Raw genomic sequence first — 25,751 nt, forward strand, 5'->3', positions numbered from 1 at the left:
AAACTTGCATTTCAGGTGCCGAAACAGAGCGCCTTTCTCACTGGACTTGCAATAAATTTCAGCCAACAAGACAGAGAAAGCCGATCCATGTTCCTGCTCAACCACCACCCGAGCCATCGCCAGCCGCTGACCGAACAAGACGCCGCGACGCTTGGGCTCGCCGGAGCCGCCGACGCCGAGCGCTTCCTGGCCGCACGCGACAACCATGCCGAGACGCCGCTGTATGCCTTGCCGGCGCTGGCCGGCGAACTCGGCGTCGGCTCGCTGTATGTCAAGGATGAGGGCAAGCGCCTCGGCCTCGGCAGCTTCAAGGCGCTGGGCGGCGCCTACGCCGTCATCCGACTGGTGCTGGAAGAGGCTGGGAAACGGCTCGGCCGTGCCATCGATGTTGCGGAACTGCATGGGCCCGACGTAAAGGCGATTGCCTCGGGCATGACCTTCGCCTGCGCGACCGACGGCAATCATGGACGCTCGGTAGCGCAAGGCGCCGGCCTGGTCGGTGCGCGCTCCGTCATCTTCGTCCATTCGGGCGTCAGCAACGAACGCGTCGCGGCGATTGCCCGCTTCGGCGCCGAGATCGTGCGCATCGCCGGCGATTACGACCAGTCGGTCAGGGAAGCCGCCCGTGTCGCCGCCGAGCGCGGCTGGACCGTCGTCTCCGACACATCCTGGCCGGGCTATGAGCGCATCCCGAGGCTGGTGATGCAGGGCTACACCGTTATCGTGCGCGAAACGCTGAGGCGCTTGCCGCAGCCGCCCACCCACGTCTTCCTGCAGGCCGGCGTCGGCGGCCTTGCGGCGGCGGTGGCCGGCCATTTCGCCATCGTGCTTGGCGAAGATCGCCCGACGGCAATCGTGGTCGAGCCCGCGCGGGCGGCGTGCGTCTACGCCACCGCGAAGGCGGGGCGTCCAATCGCGATTGCGCACAGCAAGCCCACGGTGATGGCGATGCTCGAGTGTTATGAACCGTCGCTCGTAGCCTGGCGCGTGCTGTCGCGGCTTGGCGACGCTTTCATGACCGTGGACGAGGAAGACGCGGTTTCGGTGATGAACCGCCTGGCGCGGCCTTCAGGCACTGATCCGGCGATCGTTTCCGGCGAGAGCGGCGGGGCAGGGCTCGCCGGGCTGATCCGCGCTGCCGGCGACAAGAAGATGCGCGGGGCTCTCGGCCTCGATGCCCAGTCGCGCGTGCTCATCATCAACTCCGAAGGCGCGACCGACCCCGGCCGCTATGCCGAGCTGGTCGGGATGGCGCCGGACGAGGTTGCGCTTGCGAGGCAGCCGGCATGAGCAGTCTGACGATCAATGCCGACCGTCTGCTTGGCCGTATCGAGGAGCTCGGCAGCCTCGGTCGCGATACGCAGGGCCGGCTCGTCCGCGTCGCCGCCTCCGACATGGACAAGCTTGGCCGCGACCGCCTTGTCGGTTGGCTGGAAGAGGCAGGGCTCGACGTCGCCATCGATCGCATCGGCAACATCTTCGGCATCTGGCAGGGCGACGCCGATGCCGGCCAGGAACCGGTGATGCTTGGCTCGCACATCGACACGGTGATCGACGCCGGCATCTATGACGGCTGCTACGGCGTGCTTGCCGGCCTCGAAGCGATCGAGAGCCTGAAGGAGGCAGGATTCGCGCCGGCGCGCCCGCTTGTGGTCGCCGCCTTCACCAACGAGGAGGGCGTGCGCTATTCGCCTGATATGATGGGCTCGCTGGTCTTTGCCGGCGGCCGGGATATCGAAGAGGCGCTGGCCTCGATCGGCACCGACGGCTCGGTGCTGGGCAAGGAGTTGGAGCGCATCGGCTATGCCGGCCGACATCAGCCCGGCTTCCTCAAGCCGCATGTCTATGTCGAGCTGCATGTCGAACAGGGGCCGGTGCTGGAGCGCGAGGGCATCGCCATCGGCGCGGTCGAGAACCTGCAGGGCATTTCCTGGCAGCGCATAACCATCGACGGCGTGGCCAACCATGCCGGCACCACGCCGATGTCGATGCGCCAGGATGCCGGCGTCGCCGCCGCGCGGGTGATCAGCTTCCTCGCTGACCGAGCCAGCGCCTCGCCGACGCCCACGGTCGCCACCGTCGGCACCATCGCTTTCGAGCCAAACGCCATCAACGTCATCCCGTCGCGGGCAATCTTCACCATCGACCTTCGCGATCCGAACGAAATGCATCTTCGCGAAGCGGAAGCGGCGCTCGCCGCCTTCCTGGACGACCTTGCCGCAAGCGCCGGCGTCACCATCCATGCCGAAAGCCTGGCGCGCTTCGAGCCGGTGACGTTCGATGCCGGCATCGTCTCGCTGATCGAGGATGGCGCCAGAGCCGCCGGCCTCTCCTGCCGGCGCATGACGTCGGGCGCGGGGCACGACGCGCAGATGATTGCCCGCATTGCGCCGTCCGCGATGATCTTCGTGCCGAGCCGGGGCGGCATCAGCCACAGCCCGGACGAGTTCACCGCCGCCGACGAACTGGTTGCGGGCGCCAATGTCCTGCTTGGCGTCGCCGCCCGGCTGGCAGCCGACTGATCGCGGAACCAAACGGTATGTTGTCGACGGCAGGTGCCGCCAAGGCGAAACACCACCAAAAATAGTCATCTCGAAACGTTGCGTGCCACCAAGGCGGGAATCCGGCGACATCTGATCGAAACAAACTTCAATCACTAGCCAGATCAGGGAGCGCGATTCTCGCGCGCGTCAAAAAAGTTCAGTGTATCGAAGAAAGAATAGCATGCTGCTCATCAACCAGCGCCCCGAACACAACCAGCCGCTGGTGCCGGCCGACGCCGAGGCCCTCGGCCTGGCGGGCGCCGACCGGGCCGAGCATTATCTCAGGGCTCGCGACGATCATGCCGAAACGCCTCTCTATGCCTTGCCGGCGCTCGCCAATGGCCTCGGCATCGCAGCACTGCATGTCAAGGACGAGGGCCAGCGTCTTGGCCTTGGCAGCTTCAAGGCGCTGGGCGGCGCCTATGCCGTCATGCGGCTGGTGCTGGAAGAGGCCGGCAAGCGCTTCGGTCGCGAAGTCGATATCTGCGAAATCAACGATCCGAAGCTGCGCGCTATCGCCGGCCAGATGACCTTCTGCTGCGCCACCGATGGCAACCATGGCCGATCGGTCGCGCAGGGGGCGGGCCTCGTCGGCGCGCGTTCGGTCATCTACGTCCATGCCGGCGTCAGCGCCGAGCGCGTGGCGGCCATCGCCCGCTTCGGCGCCGAGATCGTGCAGGTCGAGGGCGGTTATGATCATGCGGTCCGCGAGGTCGCCCGGGTCGGCGCCGAGCGCGGCTGGAAGATCGTCTCCAACACCTCCTGGCGCGGCTACGAGCGCATTCCGGGGCTTGTCATGCAGGGCTACACCGTGATCGTGCGCGAGGCGCTGCGGCATATGGCCGAACCGCCCACGCACGTCTTCCTGCAGGCCGGCGTCGGCGGCTTTGCGGCGGCGCTTGCGGGCTATATGGCGATTCTGCTCGGCGAGCGGCGGCCGAAGGCCGTGGTGGTCGAGCCGAGGCGCTCGGCTTGCGTCTACGCCTCGATGGAGGCCGGCCGTCCCGTAACGATCGCGCCTCAGCAGTCGACGGTGATGGCGATGCTGGAATGCGCCGAGCCGTCCCTGATCGCCTGGCGGGTGCTGGCCCGCGTCGGCGATGCCTTCATGACCGTCGACGAAGACGACGCGGTCGCGGTGATGAACCGGCTGGCCCGGCCCTTGGACAACGATCCGGCCATCGTTTCCGGCGAGAGCGGCGGCGCGGGGCTTGCCGGGCTGATCCGCGCAGCCGGAGACAAGGGCATGCGCGCGGCTCTCGGGCTCGATGCGACGTCGCGTGTCCTCGTCATCAATTCGGAAGGCGCGACCGACGCCGGCCGTTACACCGAGCTGGTCGGGGCGGTGCCGCGGGAGCTGGAGCTGCAGATCGCCTGAAGATTTTCAGGAAAGCGGGCTTCCCCCCGGAATCGATGGAAATGAAGCGCAACTTCGGGAAGACTCGCCTGGAACGAGCGCTGGGGAAAGAGAAGATGGCTGACCTCGACCAGCAGCAGCTGCATCGCGCGATGACGGCCTGGCGGCGCGACCTCCACGCCCACCCGGAATTCGGCTTCGAGGAAAAGAGCACCGCCGCCTTCGTGGCGGAGAAGCTTCGCGCCTTCGGGCTCGAAGTCGCGGAAGGCATCGGCGGCACCGGCGTTGTCGGCACGCTGGCCAGGGGCAGCGGCAATCGCGCGATTGCGCTGCGCGCCGACATGGATGCGCTGCGCATCGCCGAGCAAGGGACGCGAGCCTGGACCTCGCAGACGCCCGGCACCATGCATGCGTGCGGCCATGACGGCCACACCGCCATGCTGCTCGGCGCGGCGAAGCTGCTGGCGGAAGAAGGGGGCTTCGACGGCACGGTGCGGTTCATCTTCCAGCCGGCCGAGGAGTGGGGCAGGGGCGCGCTTGCGATGATCGAAGACGGGCTCATCGAACGCTTTCCCTTCGAGGAAATCTTCGGGCTGCACAATATGCCGGGCTTGCCCATCGGCCACTTCGAGACCCGGAGCGGTCCGATCATGTCGGCCGAGGACAATTTCGAGATCGTGCTGAAAGGCTTGGGCGGCCACGCCGCCAGGCCGCACGACGCTCGCGAGACGCTGATTGCCGCCTGCGCGCTGGTCGTCAACCTGCAGACCATCGTCTCGCGACGCCTGAGCCCCGTCGATATCGGCGTCGTCTCGGTCACCGAGCTCATCACCGACGGCACCCGCAACGCGCTGCCCGGCCTCGCCCGCATCCTTGGCGACTGTCGCAGTTTCCGGCCCGAGGTGAGCGCGGCGATCGAGAAGGAGATGCGCGGCATCGCCGAAGGCACGGCGCAGGCCTATAACGTAGCGGCTGAGGTCACTTACACGCGCGAGTTCGTGCCCTTGATCAACGACGCGGCGCTGGTGAATGAGGCGCTTGCTGCGGCCCGAACGGTGCTGGCCGGCGATGCCGTCGGCATCGCCGCCGAGCCGATGACCGCCTCGGAGGATTTCGCCCGCTTCCTCACCGAAGTGCCCGGCTGTTTCGTCTTCCCCGGCAACGGCAATTCCGCCCCGCTGCACAACCCGGCCTACGATTTCAACGATGAAGGCCTGCTGCATGGCGCGCGTTTCCACGCGGCGGTGGTGCGGCGAAGGCTGGCGGCGGGGTAAGGGCGTCTGCGATTGGCGAAAGCGGCGGAGCTTCTGCTTCGTCATCCTCGAGCTTGACCCGAGGATCCATTCGATGACCTTTGGCGTAGAGTTCGGCAGCGCAGAATACTGTAGCTGTTGCAACGCTTTAGCGTAACGGCATGAATCCCAGGGTCTGCGCGCGTCGCTTCGCTCCTTGCTTCGCCCTCGGATGACGAAGCAGATGGGCCGCGATCCTTCGCGCCCCCCTGTTCTGCCGGACCTTTCCTCCAAAAAGCGGGGAGATTGGCAGCTTCACCCCAGTAACCCTTTTTTGTCAGCTTTCATGCACTATGCCCGAACGGGGACGGCAAGAACGAGGGCATGGCGGACGACACCAAACGCAACGGCGAATTCTGGGCGCTGGCGCTCGATCGCGCCCAGCTCGGCCTATGGGACTGGAATCTCCCGACGGGCGATTGCTACTATTCGCCGACCTGGTGGAAGATGCTGGGTTATGCCGAGGGCGAGCTCGATACCTCCGATCTGTGGCTGAAGCTCACTCATCCCGACGACTGCGAGCGAGCACTGGCGAGCGGCGACCGCCATATCGCTGGTGACACCGAGTCGATCGAGACGGAACTACGGCTGAAGCACAAGGACGGCCGCTGGGTCTGGGTGCTTGACCGCGGCGGCATCGTCGAGCGCGATGCCGAGGGCAAGCCGCTGCGCCTGATGGGCGTGCAGACCGATATCACCAGGCAGAAGGAGGCCGAGGCCGCGCTTGAGCAGGTCAATGTCCGCTTGCGGCTCGCGCTCGCCGCCAGCGGCACCGGCATCTGGCACTACGATATCGGCACCAACAAGAGCTATTGGGACCCGCGCACCAGGGAGATCTTCGGCCTGGTCAGCGATACCGACGAGGTGACGGCCGATCTCTGGCACACCTATCTCCACCCGGACGACAAGGAGGCCACCGAGCGCGCGCATCTGCCGCCGCCGGGCTCGAAAAGCGTGACCGCCACGCAATACCGTATCGTCCGGCGCGACGGCTCGGTCCGCCATGTCGAGTCGCTGGTGCGTTTGATCGCCGGCGCCGGCTCGGCCGGCCAGATCCTCGGCACGGTACGCGACATCACCGACGAGACGAAGCGCGCCGAGGAGCTCGCTTACGCCGCCCATCACGATGCGCTGACCGGGCTGTGGAACCGCTCGGCCTTCGACCGGCTGCTCGCCGAAAACATCGGCGCGGCGGACCGGCTGCCGCTTGCCGTCTTCTATGTCGACCTCGACTACTTCAAGGCGCTGAACGACTATGCCGGCCATGCCGCGGGCGATATCGCGCTGAAGAGCGTCGCCGGCGGCATGCGCGCCAGCCTGCCGCCTTCGGCGCACGCCGCGCGCCTCGGCGGCGACGAATTCGCGCTGCTGGTTCCGAACTGCAACGACGCTTGCGCCCAGCGGCTGGCGCGTGCCGTGCTCGCCGCGGTGCGCGACGCCGATCTCGGCTCCGCCGTGTCGTCCCGCAGGCTAGCCGCCAGCATCGGCATCGCCTTCGTGCGCGATCCCCGAACGACGGTAACCGATGCGCTCGCCTGCGCCGACGATGCCTGCTACGCCGCCAAAGCCGGCGGGCGCAACCGCTTCGCCGTGTTCTCGGCCGAAACAGCTTCCGGAGCCGGCGGCCTCAACGCAGCGCGGCTTGCCGCCGATTTGGTCGATGCCATGGAGGACAGCCGGTTGAAGCTGTTCGGCCAGGAGATCCATCGCCTCGGCAGGCCCTGGCAAGACAGCCGCCATGTCGAGGTGCTGGCGCGGCTCGAGGCGCGCAACGGCAAGCTGATCTTGCCGGGCGAGTTCATGCCGGTGGCCGAACGCTTCGGGCTTGCCGCCCGGCTCGACCGCTGGATCATCCGCACGGCGCTGTCGCGCCATGGCAGGGCGATGCTCTCCGGCGCCGTCTCGCTCGGCTTCAACCTGTCGGCGCAGACGCTCTCCGATCCGCAGCTTTGGGATTTCGTCGACGCGGCGATCGCCGAGAACGGCGCGCCGCCGTCTGCAATCGGCTTCGAGATCACCGAGACCGCGGCTGTCACCAATTTCGACGCAGCGGAGGAATTCGTGCGCCGGGCAAGGCTGCGCCATTGCCGTGTCAGCCTCGACGATTTCGGCGCCGGCATGAGCTCGTTCGAATATCTGCGGCGCTTTCCTATCGATGCGATCAAGATTGACGGCTCCTTCGTCCAGCACATCGCCGACAGCCGCTTCGACCGCGAGATCGTCTCGGCAATCGCCGGCATCGCCCGCTCGATGGGCTGCGCCGTCGTGGCCGAGAAGGTCGAGGGGAAAAGCGCGCTGGAGATCCTCGTCGGCATGGGCGTCGGCTATGGCCAAGGCTATTTCCTGCACCGGCCAGAGCCGCTGGAGGCGATCGTGGCGCGGGCCGCGGCTGAGAAGCCACAAGCCCGGGTGGGTGTCGCAAATTAAGCCACGGCTAAAATTGCGAGCACCCTCCGCGATTGCCGAGATCGAACAGCAGCTCGGCCTGGATCAGCTCGGCATTTTCGCCCGATACAATGGTCCCGCGATCATCGACCCGCAGGACCCCGACCCGCTGGACCGGCGCTGGAAAAGCATCTGGGCTGGATCGACGAGACCGCTTCGATCGCGTCTGGCGAAATTGGGGTCTACGGCAGTTGATGCGATGGAGAGCCAATCTCCTCCTTGGGGAGATGCCCCGGCATGGCAGAGGGCGGCCGCCGGCGTTTACCCCATCACCCACCGCAATACCCCGGCCGAAGCCACGCCGATGACCACCGTCGGCAGCATCGACAGTCTTGTCGCCGCGAGCAATGTGATGGCGAGCGCCGCCAGGTCGGCCGGATTCTTCGACACGAAGTCGGGCGCGATCACCGAGATCAGCACGCAGCCAGGCGCGGCTTCCATCACGGCGGTGGCGCGTGGGCTGAGCGTGCGGTTCCTGAGCACGACATAGCCGCCGATCCGCGTCAAATAGGTGACGCCGGCCATGGCAAGGATGGCGAGAACGGTCCAGGGCTCGATCATTTCTCACCTGCCAGAAGCCAGGCGGACACCAACCCGGACAGCGCGCCTGCCGCCACGTACCAGGCGCCCGGAACGACCAGATAAGTTGCCGCCGCCACCACCAGGCTGACAAGCCAGGGGCGCGCCGCGGCAAAACCCTTGCACATGCCGCGCAGCAGCACCAGGAACACAGCCGGAAAGGCCATGGCGAAGCCGTAACGCTCGACGTCGCCAAGCACCGGCCCGAGCGCCGCTCCGCAGGTCGTGAAAATCACCCAGGCAAGATAGAAAGGAAGGGCAGTTCCCGCATAGTAGGCGAGGCTGAAGGCTGGCCGCAGCCCGCCTGCCGCGCGGCGCTTCGCGTCGGCGAGCCCGAGCGCCCAGCTCTCGTCACACATCAAGAACAGCGCGGGCAGCGCCTTGCGCTTGGGCAGGTGGCGCAGGAACGGCGCAAGTGCCGCGCCCATCAGGAAATGCCGGCTGTTGACCAGCAATGTGATGGCGGCGATCAACAGCACATGCGGCGGCGAGGTCCAGAGCTGGATGGCGGCAAATTCGGAGCCGCCGGCGAAGTTGAGGCCCGTCATCAACGGCACCTCGACGACGCTCAAGCCCTTCTGCGCCGCCTGCGCGCCCAGCACGAGTGCGTAGGGGACAATGCCAAGCAGAACCGGCGTCGAGGCGGCGGCGCCCCGCCGGAATTCGGCGCCGCGTGCTTCGGCGGGAGGGTGGCCCAGGGTTATCTCGGAAACGCTCATGGCTCTTCTTCGGCCAGCCTTGCGGGGCGGCCTTCTCCGGTTGCTCGATGGTCGGTTATCGCTGGCCACCATAGCCGAAATGCTCCGCAATCGGGTTGCGAAGATGCGCCGTTTCTGCCAAGGTCTGGCATTGGATAGCGAGAATTAAGCCAATATTGGAATCAGACGCCATGAAGCTGGATGAGATCGACAAGCGGATCCTGCGCGCCCTGCAGCGCGACGGGCGCATGGCCAACAACGATCTTGCGAGAGAGGTCGGCCTGTCGCCGTCACCCTGTCTCAGGCGCGTAAAATTGCTGGAGGAGGCTGGCGTCATCGACCGCTATGTCGCGGTGCTCAACCCGGCCAAGATCGGTCGCGGTCATACCTTCTTCACTCGCATCTGGCTGAAGCAGCAGGACGAGGACACTATCGAGCATTTCGCCAGGGAGGTGGCCAAGCTGCCCGAGGTGCTGGAATGCTATCTGATGCTGGGCGATTGCGACGCTATGGTGCGGGTTGTGGCGGCGGGCATCGAGGACTATCGCCGCTTCCAGTCCGAGCACTTAAGTCGCATCAAGGGGGTGCAGAACGTCAAGACCGACGTGCCCAGCCAGACGGTCAAGCAGACTTCGGAGATGCCGCTTTAGCTTTCCCTTTTCCGTTGAGGGGGAAGGTGGCCGCGAAGCGTCCGGATGCTGCTGGAAGGACCGCCGCGCGGCAATGAGGCGCCAGTTTCCCAGCGCCTCGTTTCGTTCTATCGTCTCGGATCCGCCGGTCTCCGGCAAGGGAGAAGGCGAACCCCCGCCAAGCTCCCGCCTAATGATGCGCGTGGTGCTCCGCGTTGCGTTTGCGCGTCGCCGCCGCCTTCTTGGCGGAAGCAGAACGCTCGGCCGCCGAGCGCGAGCTTGATGCTTGGCCGCCGGCCTTGCCGCCCTTATGCGCCGCCGGATGGCCGGTGTGCTTGCCACGGCCCGAGCCGCCCGCCTTCTTGCCGCCGCCATCGTCCTTGTTGACGGTCGCCCAGGCCCGGCGCTCGGCTTCCTTCTCGGAGACGCCGCGCTTTTCGTAGCCCTCGGCGATATGGTCGGCCTTGCGCTCCTGCTTGTCGGTGTATTTCGATTTGTCTCCGCGTGGCATTTTTCTTCTCCTGTTGGGCTGAGAGGAGCCGCCCTACGGCTCCTTCTTCGTTTTGACCGCGTCGCCGAGATCGGACCGCTCGGGGTCCTGGTTGTTCTCGCCGGCCGCGTCGCGATCCTTGTCGGGATCGTCCTTGGCTGGCAGATAACCTCTCGGCCGATTGGCTTTCGGACCTTCCCAACGTGGCCATTGATCGGATGTGCCTGGACGTCCCGTACGGGGTGAGTTGCTCATCGTTGCCTCGCTTTCAGAGAGCCGGTCAGCCCTCGGCCTTCATGGTTCGTGCGATTTCAAGCAGCTTGTCGCGGTCATGCCCGTGCTCGCGGATCAGCTCGCGCGCCTGCTTCGGTGAAAGGTCGGTGTTCTCGGCCAGGAACCGCACGTCCGGATCGTCGCCGCCCTTGGTCGGCAGCCTTGCGTCTTGTGCCGTTCGGCCAGCGCCCGGGCGATGTGGAAGTTTGCTTTTATCCATCGTTTTCTCCTTCCGATAACCAACCCTTGGCGAAAGGACTGGTTCCTTCGCCGAGCTGGCGACCGCGATGAGGCAGGGCGCCTGAAACGGGCGGCTGCGGTCGTGCGGGGCTGGGGCTACGCCTTCTCGTTTTCGTGCCCGCGCTCGGCAGCTTCCTTCTGGCGGCGCAGCACTTCGTCGGTGCCGACGATGTCCTTCGCGCCACCGCTGATGGCGGTGGAGACGACCGCGGGCGGATCACTCGCCGGGAAACTGTCTTCGAGACCGGACTGCAATTGTTCTTCCAGCGTGTCCGGGTTCTCCGAGCGTCCTTGCGTGCGGCGGCCGTCGATCTGTTCCACATCCTGTTTGGCGTCGGGATGCTCGCGCACATTGCGCAGCGTGGACACGACGAGTTCGATCGCGAACTCCTTCATTGCCTCGACGTCTCCCGTGACGACGTCCGCTTCTTCGATGACGCGGATGAGGGACGCCTCGACCTTGTCCATCTCGCTCTTGCCTTGGCAGCGCGCCAGCTTCTGGCTCAGGGCGGTGATGAGCAGCGGAGCGAAGGTCGAATAGGCCTGCATACGTGTCTCATCGACACGTTCGGGGTGAAGTGTGCGCACGGACATTGTTGCCTCCGTTCAAACGTCCTGCCGACGGCCGAGCCGCCGGGGTTTCGGAGGAACCAAGGGGAGGGGAAGAAGTTCCAAATTGGATGTTCTGGGCGGCGTCCCGCGAAGGGATCGCGGGACGCCTGCTTAAAGCTCAGCGCTGGCCGCCCTTGCGGCCGGCTTCGGATGCACGTTCGCGGTCTTCGGCGAAGTTGCCGCTGCCGCCCCGGTGCTGACCTGAATCCTGCTGACGCATGTTGCGGTCCTCGGCCTGCTGCTGGCCGCGGCGCTGATTGTCGCGGTTCTTTTGGCTCTGCTGGCCTGCTCTGACGTGCTGTTGGTGAGTTCCGCCTTGATTAGGCATATCTGCAACTCCGTTGGGGATTGGTCTTCGGGGTTTGATTCAAGGAGGTTCGACCGCCTTGAGTAACGAGAACCGCTGCCCGCGATCGATGTTCCCCCACGAAATATTTCGTGAATCCTTTTAGCCCGACCATGCCGCAACAGCCTTGTCGTGCGTCGCCGGTCCGCGCGGGCGCCAGGGCCCGGGGCCACGGTCGGTCTCTTTCCTACGACTGAAGTCGGAGTGGCTCGCGCATTGGGCCCTCGACGGCAACCAAAGCGGAGGCTTCGAGTTGGTAGCGGTCGTCGACGAAGTCCCCTTCGTCGGCGCCGTTTTGGGTGCCCGCCGTTTCCGCGCAAATGGCGGGCATCCAATACCATCCACAATCATTGGAACCAGGAAGTCGCGCGGCCGGCTTCGAAAGCGAGACGACGTTTTGACCTTTATTTCTGCCAAGCCCAATCTGCGAGAGCCCGAAAGCCTGCCCGCGAACGACAATCGCCTCTCCGTCCTCGCCGACACCTCGATTCTCCAATTCCTCAACGACGACGACGATGTCACCGACATCGCCAGGCGCGCCGAGCGCCTTGGCAATGCCGTGGTGATTGTGATGGCGCTTTGCCTGATCGTTGCGCCGGCGATCTACCTCACCCTGGCCTACGGCCTGTAGCCGGCAAAAAACTCGCCGAGCCTTGCGGCTGTCTCGGCCGGGGCTTCTTCGGGAAAGAAATGCCCGCCGGGCATCGTCCCGCCGCTGACCCCGCCGCTGACGTCGTCGGCCCACTCCCGCCACAGTGCCAGCGGACCGCCCTCTCGCGCGTACCATTCGGCGAGCGCGCCATGTCCGCTCCATAGCGCAAGCATCGGGCAGCCGATGCGCCGGCCGGCTTTGCGGTCCGCCTGGTCGTGCTCACGGTCTAGCGTCGCTGCCGCACGGTATTCCTCGCAGATGGCGTGCGCGTGGGCTGGATCGCGCAAGGCCTCGGCATAAGCCTGCCGGACCTCGGCGGGAAAGGCGGCAGGCGAGGAACCCCAGCCAGCCAACGCGCTGTCGACGATCGCATCCGCGGCCGCCGTCATGATCGTCTCCGGCAGCGGCTCGGCTTGCGCCAAGAGCGACCAGGGCCAATAGCCCAGCGCCAGCCGGGCGTCGGCCCTGTCCCAGACATCGGCGGTGGGTACGATGTCGAGCACGGCAAGCTTCTCGACGCGGTCCGGGTGGTCCAGCGCCAGGCGATACGCAACGCGTCCACCGCGATCGTGGCCGGCAACCATGAAGCGGCCAAAGCCGAGCTTCGTCATCAGCGCCGCGAGGTCGGCAGCCATGGCGCGCTTGGCGTAGGGCGCATGATCCGGATCGGATGGCGGACAGGAGCTTTTGCCGTAGCCGCGCAAGTCGGCGCAGACGACGCTAAAGCGGTCGATCAGCTTCGGCGCCACGTCGCGCCACATCAGATGCGTTTCGGGGAAGCCGTGCAGCAGGAGCAGCGCCGGGCCGCTGCCGGCAGTCCGGATGAATGTCCGTGCCGCGCCCGTATCGACTTCCGCGCTTTCGAAACCGCCGAACATGCTTTGTACTCCACAGGCGGAACGGCCGCGGGCGGGATGGTTGCTCGGGCCGCGGCTTCTCTCGGCTGGCGCCTTCCGTGGTCAGCTCCAGGCGGATTTGACTGTAAGGGACGCCTCGAATATCTGGCCTCTCTTGTCGGTGCGCATTTTGATGGTGATCTTGAGGTTATCACTGTTCGGCATCTCGTCGCGCGCGACATCCTGCAAGATCCTGAGCGCCTCCTTTCGCGCGTTTTCTGCTGAGGAGAAGAGCTGCCCCTCGCTGTCCATTTGCGTGTGCACGGTGTTGTACAAATCGAAGTAGAAGCGTTCCATCCGCGAAAGCATCCGCCGCAACCTGGACGTTCAATCCCTGCGCGCGATCATGGTTCCAAAGGACCGTCTTGGCCGGGGACTGCTTTGCCGGCGGCCGGCGGTGTGGTGGTCCGCTGCAACCCGGCCCGGCTCTGCAACGTTAGGCCCTTGCAAAATCACAACGGGCGGCCGCGCATGCTGGAACCCCTTTATCTGAACCTGGGTCAGCACGATGCTCTCTCCGAAAGCGAGAAGGCGTTGCTGGCCAGCGCCACATCGGTGGAGAAGTATTTCGTCGCTGGCGAGGATCTCGTCGCCGAAGGATCAAGGCCGACTTTCAGCACCCTCATCGTCGACGGGATTGCCGCGCGCTACAAGGTGCTGGAGGACGGCGGCCGGCAGTTCACTGCGCTCCATGTTGCCGGCGATTTCGTCGATCTGCACGCTTTTCTCCTGAAGACCATGGACCATGGCATCGTCGCGCTGTCGCCCTGCCATATCATCGCTGCGGAGCACAGCAAGTTGAGGGAAATCACCGAAAAGGCCCCGCATTTGACGAGGCTGCTCTGGTTGGACACGCTGGTGGACGGCGCCATCCACCGGGAATGGATCGTGGCCATGGGACGCCGCTCCAAGACCGCGCATCTGGCGCATCTGATATGCGAACTCTTCGTCAGGCTGCAGGCCGTGAAGAAGACGCGGGTCATGAGCTTCAATCTGCCGCTTTCGCAGGCCGAACTCGCCGATGTGCTCGGTCTCTCCGTCGTCCATATGAATCGGGTCATCGGCACGTTGCGCCGCATGAACGTCATCAACTGGACCAACCACCTGATCGACATCCTCGACTGGAACCGCCTGGTCGCCATTGCGGAATTCGACCCGACCTATCTCAGCATGAGGAACGAGCCAAGGTGAGAACGCGTCAGCGCGGCGGCCCTTGGTCGTCGCCAGACCACAGCGAGTCGAGCATCGAGAGTGCCGCGCTCGGGTCGGCCGTCCTCAGCAGGCCCTGCCGGGCGGCGGCCTGCTTGAAAGCGTCGAAGGCGACCGCCGGACGGCAGATGCCCGCCATGGCGTCGTCCACCAGCCGCGCCGCCGCCAAATAGTCGGGCGCTTCCTTGTTCTTCCAGGCTCCGTCCAAGGCCTTCCTTGCGTCGGCGATCGACGAAACCACCATTGAGCCGCCAGTGACGAAGCGGATGGTGAGCGGCAGGAATCTACTCATCCCCGGTCACCATCCAAGCCACTGTTGAGCCCGCCAGGCGAGGCCCGCGAAGGGCGCCGCGGTCACCGCCGCTGCCGCCAGAATGAAAAGATGATTGTTGGTCCGAAAGGGTCTCATCGTTGCCACCACATGTTTTTGGATCGTCATAACGAGGATGCCGCCGACCGGTTGCACAGGCAGGCGCTGAATAAGCGGCAAGCTAATTGCTCGCCGGCCGGCTCGGCTGCGGGCGGTACGGCGGGCGCGGACGCGGCCTGAGCGGCACGCCGGCGCGCAAAGACTGGATCGGCCACGGACGCCGGGCACCCTGGCGCAGAAATGACCTGGACAGTGTGCCGATCAGATCTCGAATTTCCATGGGACTCTCCTCGTAGAGTGCCCCCAAGCTGCGAGCGACTAGCACTCCGGCAGCATTCGCGCATTTAACTTTGATGTACGTGCGCCACGCCCTGCCGAGACCGCAGCCTCTACCGAAAGCCAACCTTTTCGGCCGGCATGCGTTGTCTCTCCGATAGCGTTGTCTCTCGAGAAGAGGATGACGAATGCCCCGGTGCCCCACCGCCACCCGGTGGCAAACACGGCGAGCGGGGCCAGAGTCGACGTCGGCCTGCCAAGGCGAACGGCTCTCCCCGATCGTCGGCGGTTGCCGAATCCATAAGGAGGATCCAATGAAGAAAGCACTTCTTGGCTTCGCCATTGTCCTGATGTCGGGCCAAATGTCGGGAACGACTGCCGCGGCCCAGACCCAGCTGGAGAATCCGCAGATCGAGGATTGCCAGGTCAAACCGGACGCCAGCGCGACCCCTAATCAGACCGGCGAGCAGCCGAAAGCGCAGGCCCCGAAAGCGCAGGCCAATGATCAGTCCAACAACCTGACCGCCAGCCTGGCGCCTTGCGACGGTGTGCTGAAGCCTCCCCCCACGGGCGACAAGAACGCTACCGCTCCGCCGGCCGACACCAGCCAGATGCCGGTGATCAAGCCGGGCGAGGTCCCGCCGCAGCCGTCGAAGTAGAACGCATGATCGGTCTGGCGGGAAACTTTTCCCGCGCGGGCGAGTTACTGACTGTGCAGTTCCCGGATACCCGAACTGCTTCCCACAATTGCCGCCCCGGTTCTCCCATCCGGGGCGGTTTTTTGCCGGCCGCGGGCCCGGCACGGCCTGCCTCGGTGCCTTATCTTCTCGGCTCCGAAGCACGGAACCATCGGGCCCGCGCCGAATTGTCCTCAGCGGGCCGCGTCAGCCGGACCTGGTGGTAAAGAGAACAGGGTTTGGTTTCTCCGGCTTCACACCCTGGCCAACGAAAAGGCAGACGAGCTCTTGTCCCACCCGGCCCGCCCAACTCGGGCGTGGGCGCATGGCAAACAGCACAGATTTCAGCAAGAGCCCTAAGCCGCGCAAAGGCATGCCGAGCCCGCGTCTTGGCGAAAGCGAATTCAAGGCACGCTATCTGAGACAATTCTACGATCCGGCCTTTCAGCCGGAGGCGGATGCCATTGGCAGGCTGGCCGAGATCGCCTGGCAGGCCTACAGCGAAGAACGCAAGGCACCGATCACCAGAAAGGCGGGACAGGGCTTCCACGATCCGGACTATGATCTCTCCGTCGACTGGTTCGCCGCGCACGAAGCGGTCGAAGCGGCACAGCGCCGGTACGAGGACAAGACCGCGCCGTCCCGCATCCTGCTCATAAACGGCTCCTCGCGCAGCGAGCACACGTGCCCGGGCGAAATGTCGAAGACCTTCCGCCTTGTCGAGTTGGCGCGCAGCGCCATTGCAGCAAGACCGGGCTTCGCGATCGAGGTTCTCGACCTTGCGCGGCTCGCCTCCGAATACGGCCGCAGGATCTTTCCCTGCAAGGCGTGCTTCTCGACGGCGGCCGCGCTCTGCCATTGGCCGTGTTCCTGCTACCCCAATCATTCGCTCGGGCAGGTCAGTGACTGGATGAACGACATCTATCCGCTCTGGGTCGAGGCGCATGGCGTCATGATCGTCACGCCGGTCAACTGGTACCATTCCTCCTCGCCGGTGAAGCTGATGATGGACCGGCTTGTCTGCGCCGACGGCGGCAATCCCGATCCTTCGCTGACGCAGGGCAAGGATGCCGCGCTCGCCAAGAAGGTCGAGCTTGCCGGCTGGGACTATCCGCGCCATCTCGCCGGCCGGCTGTTCTCCGTAATCGTGCATGGCGACACCGAAGGTGCCGGAAGGGTGCGCCACAGCCTCGCCGACTGGCTGCGCTCGATGAAGCTCGATCCGGTGGGCGAGGCTGCCGAGCTCGACCGCTACATTGGCTACTGGAAGCCCTATGCGACGAGCCATGACGAGCTCGACGCCGACCATGCCGTGCAGACGGAAGTCCGCAATGCCGCGCTGGCGCTCGCCGAAGCCGTCGAGAAGCGTCGCGCGGGTTCGTTCCAGACCATCGGAGCCGGGCTCGAGGATCCGCGCCCCAAATAGCCGACGAGGAGAAGCAGCCGACGGGAAGGAAGATGCAGCGCTGGTTCCAGGAAGCCTGGGTTGTGCTGAAAGAGAGCATCACCGGCTATGTCAACGACAATGCGCTGAGCCATGGCGCGGCGATGGCCTTCTACGCCACGACCTCGCTGGCGCCGATCCTTCTGATCGTGGTAGCGATCGCGGGCGTCGTCATCGGCAACGACGCCGCGCAGCTCGCGCTTTCGGCTGAGTTCGCGGGGGTGATGGGCCCGCAGAGCGCCGAACTCCTCACGGCGGTGATCGAGACCGCCGCGCATCGCGGGTCCAGCACGCTGGCCACCCTCATCGGGCTGATCACGCTGCTTGTCGCCGCCTCCGGCGTCTTCGGAGAGATGCAGCAGTCGTTGAACGAGATATGGAAGGTCAAGCCCAGCGGCGTTTCCCTTTCGCGCCTGGTGCGGGCGAGGGCGGCAAGCCTCGGGCTGGTGGCAGCTCTTGGCTTCATGCTTCTGGTGTCGCTCGCCGCAAGCACGGCGATCTCGGCGCTGAGTGAGGTCATCAACCAGCACCTGCCGTTCGGCGAGCTGATCGTGAGCGCGATCAACACGATCGTCTCCTTCGTGCTGATCGCGCTGCTCTTCGCGGCGATCTACAAGGTCCTGCCGGACCGCAGGCTCAAATGGCGCGACGTCGGCGTCGGTTCCATCGTCACCGCGCTGCTCTTCACCATCGGCAAGTCGCTGATCGGCTGGTACATCGGCACCAGCGCCATCGGCACGTCCTATGGCGCTGCCGGCGCGCTGATGGTCGTGCTGGTCTGGGTTTACTATTCGGCACAGATTTTCCTCTTCGGTGCCGAGATCACCCGCGCCTATTCGGTGCGGAGCGGCAGCCGGCAGGATCTCGCGCCCGTGGTGGCGGCCAGCGACGAAACGTCAAGGTCAGGCAGGTCACCGCAACCGGGCGTGCCGGACGGCGAGGTCGTCAGATGGATCGTCCTCAGCAGCCTGATCACGGTGCTGGTCTCGGAGTTCCGGCGCTGGCGGCAGGGGTGACGCTGCTGGCCGCCGGTTCGAGAGTTGGCCGTTCTCTGCCTGTCGCTCCTGCTGACGCTTTTCGACTTCGTAGGAAAGCCAGCGGCAGAACATCCCGATGATCGAGGTGGCGGCGCCGCCCAGCAGGCAGGCAATCAGCAACGGATTTTGCGAAACGTGCTCCCAACTGACGATCGCCAGCAGCATCACGCTTACCGTTGAGATCGAATAGCCTATGCCCTTGAGCAGATGCAGCGACGATATGGTCATCCCGGCCCGCCTTTCAGGTGCAACAATCAGCGGCAACCGAAGTTCCATGCACCCAGTGCCAGGCGCTTGGCAGCGGTTTCGCCGCTGTGTGCGAGCCGTTGAAACCTTGTCCGGCCGAATGCGTTGCCTCACGTATCAATCGCGGGAGGAAGTCGTCACGATGCCAAAGACAGGGCCAGGTTGGGAGCAGGCCTATCAACCGCTCGAATTCGCCCAAAAGCACGGCCTGACCCTGAGGCAGGCTGAGATCGTCATCCAGACCAATGGACCGTCCAAATACAAATGCGATCTGGCGGCTCCGATTTTTCTCAAGGCGCTGAAGCAGCTCGCAAAGAATCGCGGGACGCCTGGCCGGCAAGCAGCATCAGTGTCGGCTTTTGAGGAACCGGGCTTCGCGCAGCAGCGAAGGCCAGTCGGTTCCGATTAGCTTGATCAACTCGCGGGCATCGTTTTCCGAAATGTCCGCGTCCTTTGCCAACCGGTGGGCGAGCATTTGGACATCGGCCTCCGTTTGCTGCACCTGCTTTCCATCATTTCCAACCATGGCGCGCCTCCTCTCAGACAAGAACTTTCGAGGTGGCCGTATGTTTCATTTTGGCGGCAAGAGGCAGGGCGCCGGCGAACCTAAAGTTCGCGCCGGCTTGCGCTACTTGCGTTTGGCCTTGAGCTTTTCACTCAATTCGACCGGATCGCGGCAGCCGTTCTCAAACAAAATCAGCGCGTGCCTTGCCGCATGAAGCCGCTCCTCACTGTCCGACGGTATGCGAAATGTGCGGCAGTAGTCGTCGAGAGCGGCTGCGAGGATGACCAAATCCTCGGGGTCGAGGAAACCCGGAAAAACCATAGCTCTCCCTCCCGATGACAGGTGAAAGTGAAAGCGTGGTCCGCGCTTACAAACGCTGGCCTGGGTTTGGGAGTTGCGGATAAGCGCTGGCGGCGGGGTCACATGTTGTGTCACCCTGCCATCAAGCGGAACCTTCTCGCGTCACGGACGGAGCGGTTTGGAACCCCGGGCTTTGCCGCCGAGCACAGCACTTGTGATCCTGGCCGAAGTCCGCTGCGGGTTTGAGAAAGATCGTATCCGATCGCCCGAGGCGATGGCGCCTAGCGCTTCCGCTTTCCGGCGCCGGAAGGCTTAGGCCCCACGGTCACGAGCGCCTCGCGCATTATCCGCAGGGCTTCATCGGGGGTAAGGCCGCATTTGCGGGCAAAATAAATCGCTTCGGAAGCCTCCGATCGCGAGGCTGCGGCGATAACGGACAAGGCCGGTCTCGATTTCTTCTTGGCCATCGGTTCACCGTGCCGCGAATCGCTTAGTCAACTAATATAACGTCCCTGTTCTGAAATCAAAATTTCTGGCTTTCGACGCCGCAGCCCCGATCGGGGCTGCGGGCTCATTTCATCCGGCGGCGGATCTTACCAGCCCTGGCGATTCGCCCAGTCGTCGATGTCGCGGCGGATGCGATCCTTCTCGATGCCGTAGCGCTCTTGGATCTTGCCTTCGAGCTGCTCGCGGTTGCCGGCGATGCGGTCGAGGTCGTCATCGGTGAGCTTGCCCCACTGTTCCTTCACCTTGCCCTTGACCTGCTTCCAGTTACCTTCGACGCGGTTCCAATCCATGGTGCAGACCTCCTTTGTGTTTGCGTAAATGCTAACGACTGCGCGGGCCGCGGGTTCCTGTTTTTCGGCCGGACACGAGGGAACATTTGAACGCTGCTCATGTTCTGCCGCAGTATGGCGCGCCGTCCCCTGCAAGGCGTGCCGGCGGACCGGGTCGGGACCCAATCCTGCCCGTCTCGTTGTCCCGTTGGGGCGGGCTTCCAATAGATCGAGGAGATCATGCTTTACCAGGCAGCGAAGATCGCCGAAGAGGCCCATCGCGGCCAGAAAGACAAGACCGGCCGTCCCTTTATCGAACATCTGAGACGCGTCGCCGATGCGGTCGAAACGCTTGACGAGAAAACCGTCGCCTACCTGCACGACGTGGTCGAGAAAGGCGAGGGGTGGACGCTCGATCGGCTCGAGGCCGAGGGCTTCGGCTTTCCGGTCGTCGCCGCCGTCGACGCGCTGACGAAAAGAATGGACGAAAGCGAGCACGACTTTGTCTGCCGTGCGGCGTCCAACGAGCTTGCGCTGCCTGTCAAGCAGGCGGACCTCAAGGACAATCTCTGGCAGGCGCACCAGGCGGGCATCGACCCCGAGAAGTACGAGAACGGACTGCGCCTGCTCGACGAGTTGACCAGCGAGTGACTGGAATTGCTCTAGCCCTTGTCGCTCACCTGCAGCAGATCCGCCGACTCGGGTGAAAGGAGCGAGCGTTCTCGCAACGCCTTTTCGAGGTCGTTGCGGCTGTCAGCCGGGCAGGCGTCGGGCAGGTCGAGCGCCGTCAGCGCCTCTTCGTCGAATTCGATGGCCCCGCCATAGAGCTGAGCCACCTGCATCACCAGAGTCTCGATATCCTCGCGGGCAATGTTCTCGCCGAGATTCATCAGCCTGATTTCTTCCGACAATTGGATGATGTTGACGATGCCGTTTTCCCGCAAAGCCCGCTGGACCTTGTGGTGAGCGTCGTTGCGCAACCGGTCGGAAAATCCTCGTAACATCGGAAAAACCTCCTTTCGCGGCGGTTCATCCCTCTGCCGGCCATAATGCGCCGACGTCGCTCGGTTGGCAACTAAAAAATGGAAAATCTGTAAAAAAATCAACAAGTTAGCATAGACCGGCAAATGCGGTGTAGCCATATCGTTAGCACCGCCAGCGTCCCCCGCCTTTGTTGTCTCGCATGACCTTGACGTCTTTTGAGCCGAATCCTACTTTTACTGGCAGTGAGTGACATACTCATTCGTGTCATGACCTGCGGGAGGCTAGGGTGGTTGAATTGGAGCGGCCGCAAAGGCTGCAGATCATGTTGACGGAAGAGGAACTGGCGGCAGTCGAGAACTGGCGCTTCGAGAAACGCATGCCGAGCCGCTCGGCCGCCGTGCGCGAGCTTCTGCGAAGGGGCCTCGCATCCGAAGGTTTCCTGACAGCCGAGACCGGCATGAAGTCGCAGGATTTCGGCGTGCTGGATCCAGCAAAGGGGAATGGCGAAAATCCTGACCCCTCCAAGGCTTAGCCGCTTGCTATGAGATTCGGCCGCGCTAACTAATGCCCATGGTGACATCCGGGGGCAGGGAATTTGAAGATGCCAGCGCCAATGCGCGTCTGGCCGCCATTGTCGATTCGTCCTTCGATGCCATCATCGGCAAGGATCTGAACAGCACCATCACCGACTGGAACCGCGCGGCAGAACGCATGTTCGGCTACAGCGCGGAAGAAGCCATCGGCCAATCGATGCTGCTCCTTATCCCCGAGCATATGCACGACGAGGAGACCGACATCATCAGCCGCATCCGCCGGGGCGAGGGCGTGGCAAATCTCGACACGATGCGAAAGCGCAAGGACGGCTCGCTCGTTGCCGTTTCGGTAACGGTGTCGCCGATCAGGAGCCTTGCGGGCGAGATCGTCGGCGCCTCCACGATCGCGCGCGACATCACCGCCGCAAGGGAAAATGAGCGCCGCATCCGGCTCCTGATGCGCGAGGTCAACCACCGTGTGAAGAACCAGTTCGCGGTGATCCTGTCGATGGTCAGGGAAACCAACAAGCGTTCTGCCAGCCCCAGCGAGTTCGAGGAGATGATCCGGGCCCGGATCATGGCGCTGTCGCGCTCGCACGATCTGCTGGTCACCTCGGAATGGGCAGGCGCCAGTCTCTTCGACCTGATCCAGGAACATCTGAAACCGTTTGGTCATGAGGAGCGCATCTCGCTTTCCGGCCCGCTTTTGACGCTGCAGTCGAATGCCGTGCAGAATCTCGGCATGGCCTTCCACGAGCTTGGCACCAACTCGTCGAAATATGGCGCGTTGGCAGGCGAGGGCGGGCATGTCGAGATCACCTGGACGGTCGAGACCGGCCCGAAGGCGCAGCGCCACTTTCACCTTGTCTGGCAGGAGAGGTCGAATGGCCATGCCAATGGCGAGCCGGACGAGACGGCGCGCAAGGGTTTTGGCACCGTGGTGCTGCAGCGGGTGGCGCCGCAATCCCTCAGCGGCTCCTCCAGTCTCGAGCGCTCGTCCGGTGCGTTGAAATGGTCGCTGACGGCACCGCTAGAGGCCATTGTCATGCCGCAGCTCGGCGCCGAGAGCGGAAGCGACTTCTACGGATGACAGTCCGTTCCCCACCTCGAAGGGCTTTCCCGTAAAAGGGACGGCCCGGCCCGATCCAGCGGGAGCTTGAGCGGGCCGCCACGGCGCGCAATACGGCTGCCGCGGAAGGTTCCCTTGTCGCTCCGTAAAAATGTATTACATCATGTAACATAGCGTGCGCATTGCACGCGATTGCAGTTGCTTTGGTCTGGCTTCATCGATGGAGGTTGTCATGGCAAGCAAACTGATGGAAGAAAGGAAGAGCAAGGACTGGGTTATCCTGGTCCTCGCGATCTGCCTGTTCATCTCACCCTGGGTCATCGGATTCACCGCGGCAATGATGCCCGCGTGGAACGCCTGGATTGTTGGCGTCCTGCTCGGTGCGCTGGCGCTCGCGACGCTTTCGGTGTTCGCCGAATGGGAGGAATGGGTAAATCTCGTGCTCGGGCTCTGGCTGATCGTGTCGCCCTGGCTGCTGGGCTTCGCGGCGGACAGGAACGTGATGCTCACGCACGTCATCCTTGGCGTGCTCGTGGTCGCGGCATCTGCCTGGGCCGTCTGGGACGTCCGTCATCCCCACGCGCATGCGTGAGCGGTGATTAAGGGAGCCCGCCGCGCAAGCGGCGAGCTCCTTTGAAAAGACAATTCCAGGAAAAGCGTGCAGCCGGTTTTCCGGCCGGAACTGCATGGAAGACCAATCGGGGCACGGGGCTGAGCAACGGTTGCGACCTCACGCAATTGCTGCAACCGGAAACCTTTTCGTGCATTCTTGGGAATGGCACCGATGCTCCATCCCGATCAGCCTGCCAAATGCTGCTCCTATTGCGGCGGCCGCGATCACGAGTTCGAGGCGTGCCCGAAGCGCAAGGCCGACGCCGAGAAGGAAAAGCCGCTGCGGCAGCCCGAGCCGGCCGGCCTGCTTCAGACTGACCTGAGCACCGCCAACCTGCCAGGGCAATCTAGAGAGCGTGGCGCTTTAGTTTCGCGGCCTTGCGCAGATCGTAGTTCATCCGAGTCTGCCAGCCGGGACCTTGGGCGCGGTAAGCGCTGACCACATCGGGGTCGAGCTTCAGCGAAACGGCCACTTTCTTGACTTCGGCGCGCGGGCGGCCCGGCTTGCGGCGCGGCAATGTTTCCGCAGGTTGCGCATCCGGGTCCGCCAACGCCGCCGCCCTGATCGCCGCATCTTCCTGTTCGGACATGCGCGAAAGCGCGGCCCGGGCGATGGCGAGGGCTTCCTCTCGGGTGCGCTTCGGCGGGATTGCTTCCCGGTGCACGAGCGCGGAGCGGGAACGACTAGATGTTTTCGACATAACTCTCGATCTCCTTCTTCGTGGCCCGTCGCAGCGAAATCACCCGGATCGTTTCGCTGCGCTCGACATAGACCATCACACAGACTGACAGGCCGATGATCCCGGTGGCGACCAGGCGTTCCTCGCCATAGTCCGTGCTGTCGTCGATGGCGACGACCGCGTTGGCGAATCGAATTCCGGAGCGAGCTCGAAATCGATGCCGTGCTTGGCCTTATTGATCTTAGCCTTTGCGGCATCCCATTCGAAACGCATCGCCCCCGCCCGTCTCGACAATTAAGGTATATACCGAAATTACTCTTTGATTGCAAATATTCTTGTAGTCATTCCCTTAGCGCATGCGCCGCTGCATCGGCGAACGAGATGTCGCCCTTGATCTCACGCATCGCCATCGAGGTGACGGTGCGGCGCACGCCGGGCAGCCGGCTGAGCTCCTCGCGCAGCATTCTGTCCAGCGCCCGCATGTCGACGGTGACGATCTGCAACAGATAGTCGGCCTCGCCGGTCGTGGCGTAGCAGCGGCGGATCAGCGGGTGCTTCCTCACCGCCGCCTCGAAGGCGTCCGACACCTCGAAGTCGATCGACACCTGGATGAAGGCCTCGATGTCAAAGCCGATCGCTGCCGGATCGATGCGGGTGGAATAGCTGCGGATGATGCCTTGAGCCTCGAGCGCCTTCACCCGTTTCCAGCACGGCGTCTTGCTCAGTCCCACCTCTTCGGCCAGCTCGCCGAAGGAGATGCGCGCGTCGCGCTCGAGTGCTGACACTATCTTGCGGTCAAGTGCATCAAGCATGATCGTTCTCCAATGTCGCGGCAATGGACGGTAATCGTACTCCAATTTACGCCGTTTGGATAACAGAAAGGAACAATGTTCAAGCCGGAAGCGCTATCCTTGGCTGCCTGCCGAACATGCCCGCGCGAGGAGGATGAACCATGGACAAGTCGGACTATCACGCCCGCATCGAGGCGCCCGAAATGCGCGACTACGGCGTCTATCTCAAATGCGACCAGCTGCTCGCCTGCCAGAAGCCGCTCTCGCAAATGGTCAATGCCGACGAGCTGCAGTTCCAGATCGTGCACCAGGTCGAGGAATTGTGGATGAAGCTCATCGCCTACACGCTGGTCGACGTACTCGACTATCTGGAGAGGCAGGACACGCACCGCATCGTCACGCTGATGGGCCGCGTGCACCGGCTGGTTCGCATGATGACGGCGCAGCTCGATCTGCTGGAGACGATGTCGCCCAAGGAGTACCAGCAGATCCGCCTCGAGCTCGGTAATGGCAGCGGCCAGGAATCGCCAGGCTTCAAGCTTATCCTGCGCCTGCCGCCGGACCTCTGGCGGGCCTTCAAGCATTCCTATCTCGACGGCCGCGGGCTTTCCGTCGAGGACGTCTACGACGCTCACTACGACCATGGCGATGCTTATGTCGTGGCCGAGGCGCTGATCGAGTTCGACGAGCTGTTCCAGAAATTCCGCGCCAACCACCTCTATCTCATCCACCGCTCGATCGGTCTCGGAGCCAAGTCGCTGAAGGGCCGCCCGGTGGAGATCCTGGAAGGCGGCGCCCGCCACCGCTTCTTCCCCGAGCTCTGGGACATACGCTGCGACATGACCGACCGCTGGGGTGCGGCCTACGGCACCGTGCGCGACTCGATCAGCCACCCGCCGCAGGCGAAGGCGGGCTGAGCCTTTCCTCGCCCCGCGCGAACAGGGGAGAGGTGGCGCGGCGTAGCCGCGAGGGAGAGCGCCCTCGTTGAGCGCCGGGCTTGGCTGTGGGCTCGCCGTCTGGCGCTTCCTCCCGGCGTCGCCGGCGCCTCTCCGGCCGCTGCGCGGCGACTCTCCTCGGCCTGCAGTGGGGGTGAGGAAACAAGTGAAGCAAAAATTCCGGCCCCTGTCGGAATCATTGCCCTTCCTCCGTCCTTGGGGCATCAACAGCTTCGAACCGGAGGGACAAACTTT

The 25,751-nt window shown here is 64.2% G+C and carries 36 protein-coding genes; 16 read left to right on the forward strand and 20 right to left on the reverse strand.

What is annotated here, in order from left to right; all coding sequences use genetic code 11:
- The first annotated feature begins 87 nt into the window (after positions 1-87).
- The 5 genes from P9254_RS15455 to P9254_RS15475 all read left to right on the forward strand — a co-directional run bounded on the left by P9254_RS15455 (position 88) and on the right by P9254_RS15475 (position 7,619).
- Positions 88-1,290, forward strand: coding sequence for a diaminopropionate ammonia-lyase (locus P9254_RS15455; protein WP_278056853.1), 1,203 nt, complete (start codon positions 88-90; stop codon positions 1,288-1,290).
- A complete protein-coding gene (locus P9254_RS15460; RefSeq protein WP_278056854.1) occupies positions 1,287-2,522 on the forward strand; it encodes a Zn-dependent hydrolase in 1,236 nt (411 codons plus the stop codon). Before P9254_RS15455 ends, P9254_RS15460 begins: the two co-directional genes overlap by 4 nt.
- Before the next feature lie 202 nt (positions 2,523-2,724).
- A complete protein-coding gene (locus tag P9254_RS15465) occupies positions 2,725-3,921 on the forward strand; it encodes a diaminopropionate ammonia-lyase (RefSeq protein WP_278056855.1) in 1,197 nt (398 codons plus the stop codon).
- A 95-nt stretch (positions 3,922-4,016) separates the two neighbouring features.
- Positions 4,017-5,174 (forward strand): M20 aminoacylase family protein, encoded by a 1,158-nt coding sequence (locus P9254_RS15470; RefSeq protein WP_278056856.1) that lies wholly within the window; start codon positions 4,017-4,019, stop codon positions 5,172-5,174.
- 342 nt (positions 5,175-5,516) lie between these two features.
- Positions 5,517-7,619: an EAL domain-containing protein gene (locus P9254_RS15475; RefSeq protein ID WP_278056857.1), complete on the forward strand. Its 2,103-nt coding sequence runs from the start codon at positions 5,517-5,519 to the stop codon at positions 7,617-7,619.
- Positions 7,620-7,898: 279 nt separating this feature from the next.
- Here P9254_RS15475 and P9254_RS15480 read toward each other — a convergent pair whose 3' ends face one another.
- Positions 7,899-8,198 (reverse strand): AzlD family protein, encoded by a 300-nt coding sequence (locus P9254_RS15480; RefSeq protein WP_067322590.1) that lies wholly within the window; start codon positions 8,196-8,198, stop codon positions 7,899-7,901.
- Positions 8,195-8,935: an AzlC family ABC transporter permease gene (locus P9254_RS15485; protein ID WP_278056859.1), complete on the reverse strand. Its 741-nt coding sequence runs from the start codon at positions 8,933-8,935 to the stop codon at positions 8,195-8,197. Before P9254_RS15485 ends, P9254_RS15480 begins: the two co-directional genes overlap by 4 nt.
- Positions 8,936-9,105: 170 nt before the next feature.
- On the opposite strand from P9254_RS15485, the gene P9254_RS15490 reads away from it, so the two are divergent.
- Positions 9,106-9,564: an Lrp/AsnC family transcriptional regulator gene (locus P9254_RS15490; protein WP_095778267.1), complete on the forward strand. Its 459-nt coding sequence runs from the start codon at positions 9,106-9,108 to the stop codon at positions 9,562-9,564.
- A 169-nt stretch (positions 9,565-9,733) separates the two neighbouring features.
- Here the strand turns inward: P9254_RS15490 and P9254_RS15495 are convergent, their stop codons facing one another.
- From P9254_RS15495 to P9254_RS29075, 5 genes are all read right to left on the reverse strand, one after another.
- Positions 9,734-10,054, reverse strand: coding sequence for a plasmid stabilization protein (locus P9254_RS15495; protein WP_127214958.1), 321 nt, complete (start codon positions 10,052-10,054; stop codon positions 9,734-9,736).
- 33 nt (positions 10,055-10,087) lie between these two features.
- A complete protein-coding gene (locus tag P9254_RS15500; protein WP_067322603.1) occupies positions 10,088-10,288 on the reverse strand; it encodes a hypothetical protein in 201 nt (66 codons plus the stop codon).
- A gap of 25 nt (positions 10,289-10,313) precedes the next feature.
- A complete protein-coding gene (locus tag P9254_RS15505; protein WP_066998409.1) occupies positions 10,314-10,526 on the reverse strand; it encodes a hypothetical protein in 213 nt (70 codons plus the stop codon).
- A gap of 116 nt (positions 10,527-10,642) precedes the next feature.
- Positions 10,643-11,140 (reverse strand): hypothetical protein, encoded by a 498-nt coding sequence (locus P9254_RS15510; RefSeq protein WP_066998406.1) that lies wholly within the window; start codon positions 11,138-11,140, stop codon positions 10,643-10,645.
- Between the two features lie 136 nt (positions 11,141-11,276).
- Positions 11,277-11,486 carry a KGG domain-containing protein gene (locus P9254_RS29075; RefSeq protein ID WP_442920317.1) on the reverse strand — a complete coding sequence of 70 codons (210 nt, stop codon included), beginning with the start codon at positions 11,484-11,486 and terminating at the stop codon, positions 11,277-11,279.
- Positions 11,487-11,901: 415 nt separating this feature from the next.
- Here P9254_RS29075 and P9254_RS15520 point away from each other — a divergent pair, with 415 nt between their 5' ends.
- Entirely contained in the window at positions 11,902-12,135 is a 234-nt protein-coding gene (locus tag P9254_RS15520) for a hypothetical protein (protein ID WP_067322613.1), read from the forward strand.
- On the opposite strand, the gene P9254_RS15525 is transcribed toward P9254_RS15520, so the two are convergent.
- A complete protein-coding gene (locus P9254_RS15525; RefSeq protein ID WP_278056863.1) occupies positions 12,123-13,034 on the reverse strand; it encodes an alpha/beta fold hydrolase in 912 nt (303 codons plus the stop codon). The genes P9254_RS15520 and P9254_RS15525 overlap by 13 nt on opposite strands.
- Before the next feature lie 81 nt (positions 13,035-13,115).
- On the reverse strand, positions 13,116-13,349 hold the full coding sequence (locus P9254_RS15530; RefSeq protein ID WP_278056865.1) for a DUF6894 family protein: 234 nt from the start codon (positions 13,347-13,349) through the stop codon (positions 13,116-13,118).
- 174 nt (positions 13,350-13,523) lie between these two features.
- On the opposite strand from P9254_RS15530, the gene P9254_RS15535 reads away from it, so the two are divergent.
- On the forward strand, positions 13,524-14,243 hold the full coding sequence (locus P9254_RS15535; RefSeq protein WP_066998395.1) for a Crp/Fnr family transcriptional regulator: 720 nt from the start codon (positions 13,524-13,526) through the stop codon (positions 14,241-14,243).
- 7 nt (positions 14,244-14,250) lie between these two features.
- On the opposite strand, the gene P9254_RS15540 is transcribed toward P9254_RS15535, so the two are convergent.
- On the reverse strand, positions 14,251-14,553 hold the full coding sequence (locus P9254_RS15540; protein ID WP_095824503.1) for a DUF982 domain-containing protein: 303 nt from the start codon (positions 14,551-14,553) through the stop codon (positions 14,251-14,253).
- Between the two features lie 199 nt (positions 14,554-14,752).
- Positions 14,753-14,911 (reverse strand): hypothetical protein, encoded by a 159-nt coding sequence (locus P9254_RS15545; RefSeq protein WP_278103887.1) that lies wholly within the window; start codon positions 14,909-14,911, stop codon positions 14,753-14,755.
- A gap of 310 nt (positions 14,912-15,221) precedes the next feature.
- Between P9254_RS15545 and P9254_RS15550 the strand changes: the two genes are divergently transcribed.
- The 3 genes from P9254_RS15550 (at position 15,222) to P9254_RS15560 (ending at position 18,044) form a co-directional block, all read left to right on the forward strand.
- Positions 15,222-15,566 carry a hypothetical protein gene (locus P9254_RS15550; RefSeq protein WP_067322626.1) on the forward strand — a complete coding sequence of 115 codons (345 nt, stop codon included), beginning with the start codon at positions 15,222-15,224 and terminating at the stop codon, positions 15,564-15,566.
- 343 nt (positions 15,567-15,909) lie between these two features.
- Positions 15,910-17,010 (forward strand): flavodoxin family protein, encoded by a 1,101-nt coding sequence (locus tag P9254_RS15555; RefSeq protein ID WP_095801364.1) that lies wholly within the window; start codon positions 15,910-15,912, stop codon positions 17,008-17,010.
- Positions 17,011-17,042: 32 nt separating this feature from the next.
- The gene (locus P9254_RS15560; RefSeq protein ID WP_278056866.1) at positions 17,043-18,044 is read left to right on the forward strand and encodes a YihY/virulence factor BrkB family protein; all 1,002 of its coding nucleotides are present in this window, start codon (positions 17,043-17,045) and stop codon (positions 18,042-18,044) included.
- Here P9254_RS15560 and P9254_RS15565 read toward each other — a convergent pair.
- The 5 genes from P9254_RS15565 to P9254_RS15585 form a co-directional block, all read right to left on the reverse strand.
- Entirely contained in the window at positions 17,940-18,341 is a 402-nt protein-coding gene (locus tag P9254_RS15565; protein ID WP_141247079.1) for a hypothetical protein, read from the reverse strand. The genes P9254_RS15560 and P9254_RS15565 overlap by 105 nt on opposite strands.
- Before the next feature lie 316 nt (positions 18,342-18,657).
- Positions 18,658-18,837 (reverse strand): hypothetical protein, encoded by a 180-nt coding sequence (locus tag P9254_RS15570; RefSeq protein WP_082953924.1) that lies wholly within the window; start codon positions 18,835-18,837, stop codon positions 18,658-18,660.
- Between the two features lie 102 nt (positions 18,838-18,939).
- Positions 18,940-19,137 (reverse strand): hypothetical protein, encoded by a 198-nt coding sequence (locus P9254_RS15575; RefSeq protein ID WP_067325226.1) that lies wholly within the window; start codon positions 19,135-19,137, stop codon positions 18,940-18,942.
- Between the two features lie 260 nt (positions 19,138-19,397).
- Positions 19,398-19,583: a hypothetical protein gene (locus P9254_RS15580; protein ID WP_067325223.1), complete on the reverse strand. Its 186-nt coding sequence runs from the start codon at positions 19,581-19,583 to the stop codon at positions 19,398-19,400.
- 126 nt (positions 19,584-19,709) lie between these two features.
- Positions 19,710-19,913 (reverse strand): CsbD family protein, encoded by a 204-nt coding sequence (locus tag P9254_RS15585; RefSeq protein ID WP_067325220.1) that lies wholly within the window; start codon positions 19,911-19,913, stop codon positions 19,710-19,712.
- A 219-nt stretch (positions 19,914-20,132) separates the two neighbouring features.
- On the opposite strand from P9254_RS15585, the gene P9254_RS15590 reads away from it, so the two are divergent.
- Positions 20,133-20,543, forward strand: coding sequence for an HD domain-containing protein (locus P9254_RS15590; RefSeq protein ID WP_067325217.1), 411 nt, complete (start codon positions 20,133-20,135; stop codon positions 20,541-20,543).
- An 11-nt stretch (positions 20,544-20,554) separates the two neighbouring features.
- On the opposite strand, the gene P9254_RS15595 is transcribed toward P9254_RS15590, so the two are convergent.
- Entirely contained in the window at positions 20,555-21,034 is a 480-nt protein-coding gene (locus tag P9254_RS15595) for a hypothetical protein (protein WP_278056869.1), read from the reverse strand.
- Between the two features lie 128 nt (positions 21,035-21,162).
- Between P9254_RS15595 and P9254_RS15600 the strand changes: the two genes are divergently transcribed.
- The 3 genes from P9254_RS15600 to P9254_RS15610 all read left to right on the forward strand — a co-directional run bounded on the left by P9254_RS15600 (position 21,163) and on the right by P9254_RS15610 (position 23,070).
- Positions 21,163-21,408, forward strand: a complete 246-nt coding sequence (locus P9254_RS15600; RefSeq protein ID WP_067325210.1) for a hypothetical protein — start codon at positions 21,163-21,165, stop codon at positions 21,406-21,408.
- Between the two features lie 38 nt (positions 21,409-21,446).
- Positions 21,447-22,499 carry a sensor histidine kinase gene (locus tag P9254_RS15605; RefSeq protein WP_095802604.1) on the forward strand — a complete coding sequence of 351 codons (1,053 nt, stop codon included), beginning with the start codon at positions 21,447-21,449 and terminating at the stop codon, positions 22,497-22,499.
- 211 nt (positions 22,500-22,710) lie between these two features.
- Positions 22,711-23,070 carry an SPW repeat protein gene (locus tag P9254_RS15610; RefSeq protein ID WP_066999436.1) on the forward strand — a complete coding sequence of 120 codons (360 nt, stop codon included), beginning with the start codon at positions 22,711-22,713 and terminating at the stop codon, positions 23,068-23,070.
- A gap of 367 nt (positions 23,071-23,437) precedes the next feature.
- Here the strand turns inward: P9254_RS15610 and P9254_RS15615 are convergent, their stop codons facing one another.
- From P9254_RS15615 to P9254_RS15620, 3 genes are all read right to left on the reverse strand, one after another.
- Positions 23,438-23,791 (reverse strand): BrnA antitoxin family protein, encoded by a 354-nt coding sequence (locus P9254_RS15615; RefSeq protein ID WP_278056872.1) that lies wholly within the window; start codon positions 23,789-23,791, stop codon positions 23,438-23,440.
- Positions 23,775-23,966 carry a BrnT family toxin gene (locus tag P9254_RS29080; RefSeq protein ID WP_197507481.1) on the reverse strand — a complete coding sequence of 64 codons (192 nt, stop codon included), beginning with the start codon at positions 23,964-23,966 and terminating at the stop codon, positions 23,775-23,777. Before P9254_RS29080 ends, P9254_RS15615 begins: the two co-directional genes overlap by 17 nt.
- A gap of 145 nt (positions 23,967-24,111) precedes the next feature.
- On the reverse strand, positions 24,112-24,582 hold the full coding sequence (locus P9254_RS15620) for an Lrp/AsnC family transcriptional regulator (RefSeq protein ID WP_067325198.1): 471 nt from the start codon (positions 24,580-24,582) through the stop codon (positions 24,112-24,114).
- A gap of 140 nt (positions 24,583-24,722) precedes the next feature.
- On the opposite strand from P9254_RS15620, the gene P9254_RS15625 reads away from it, so the two are divergent.
- Positions 24,723-25,478, forward strand: a complete 756-nt coding sequence (locus tag P9254_RS15625; protein ID WP_278056874.1) for a tryptophan 2,3-dioxygenase family protein — start codon at positions 24,723-24,725, stop codon at positions 25,476-25,478.
- Positions 25,479-25,751: the final 273 nt, after the last annotated feature.

Source organism: Mesorhizobium sp. WSM4983 (assembly GCF_029625765.1).
In the GTDB taxonomy this organism is placed as follows: Bacteria; Pseudomonadota; Alphaproteobacteria; order Rhizobiales; family Rhizobiaceae; genus Mesorhizobium.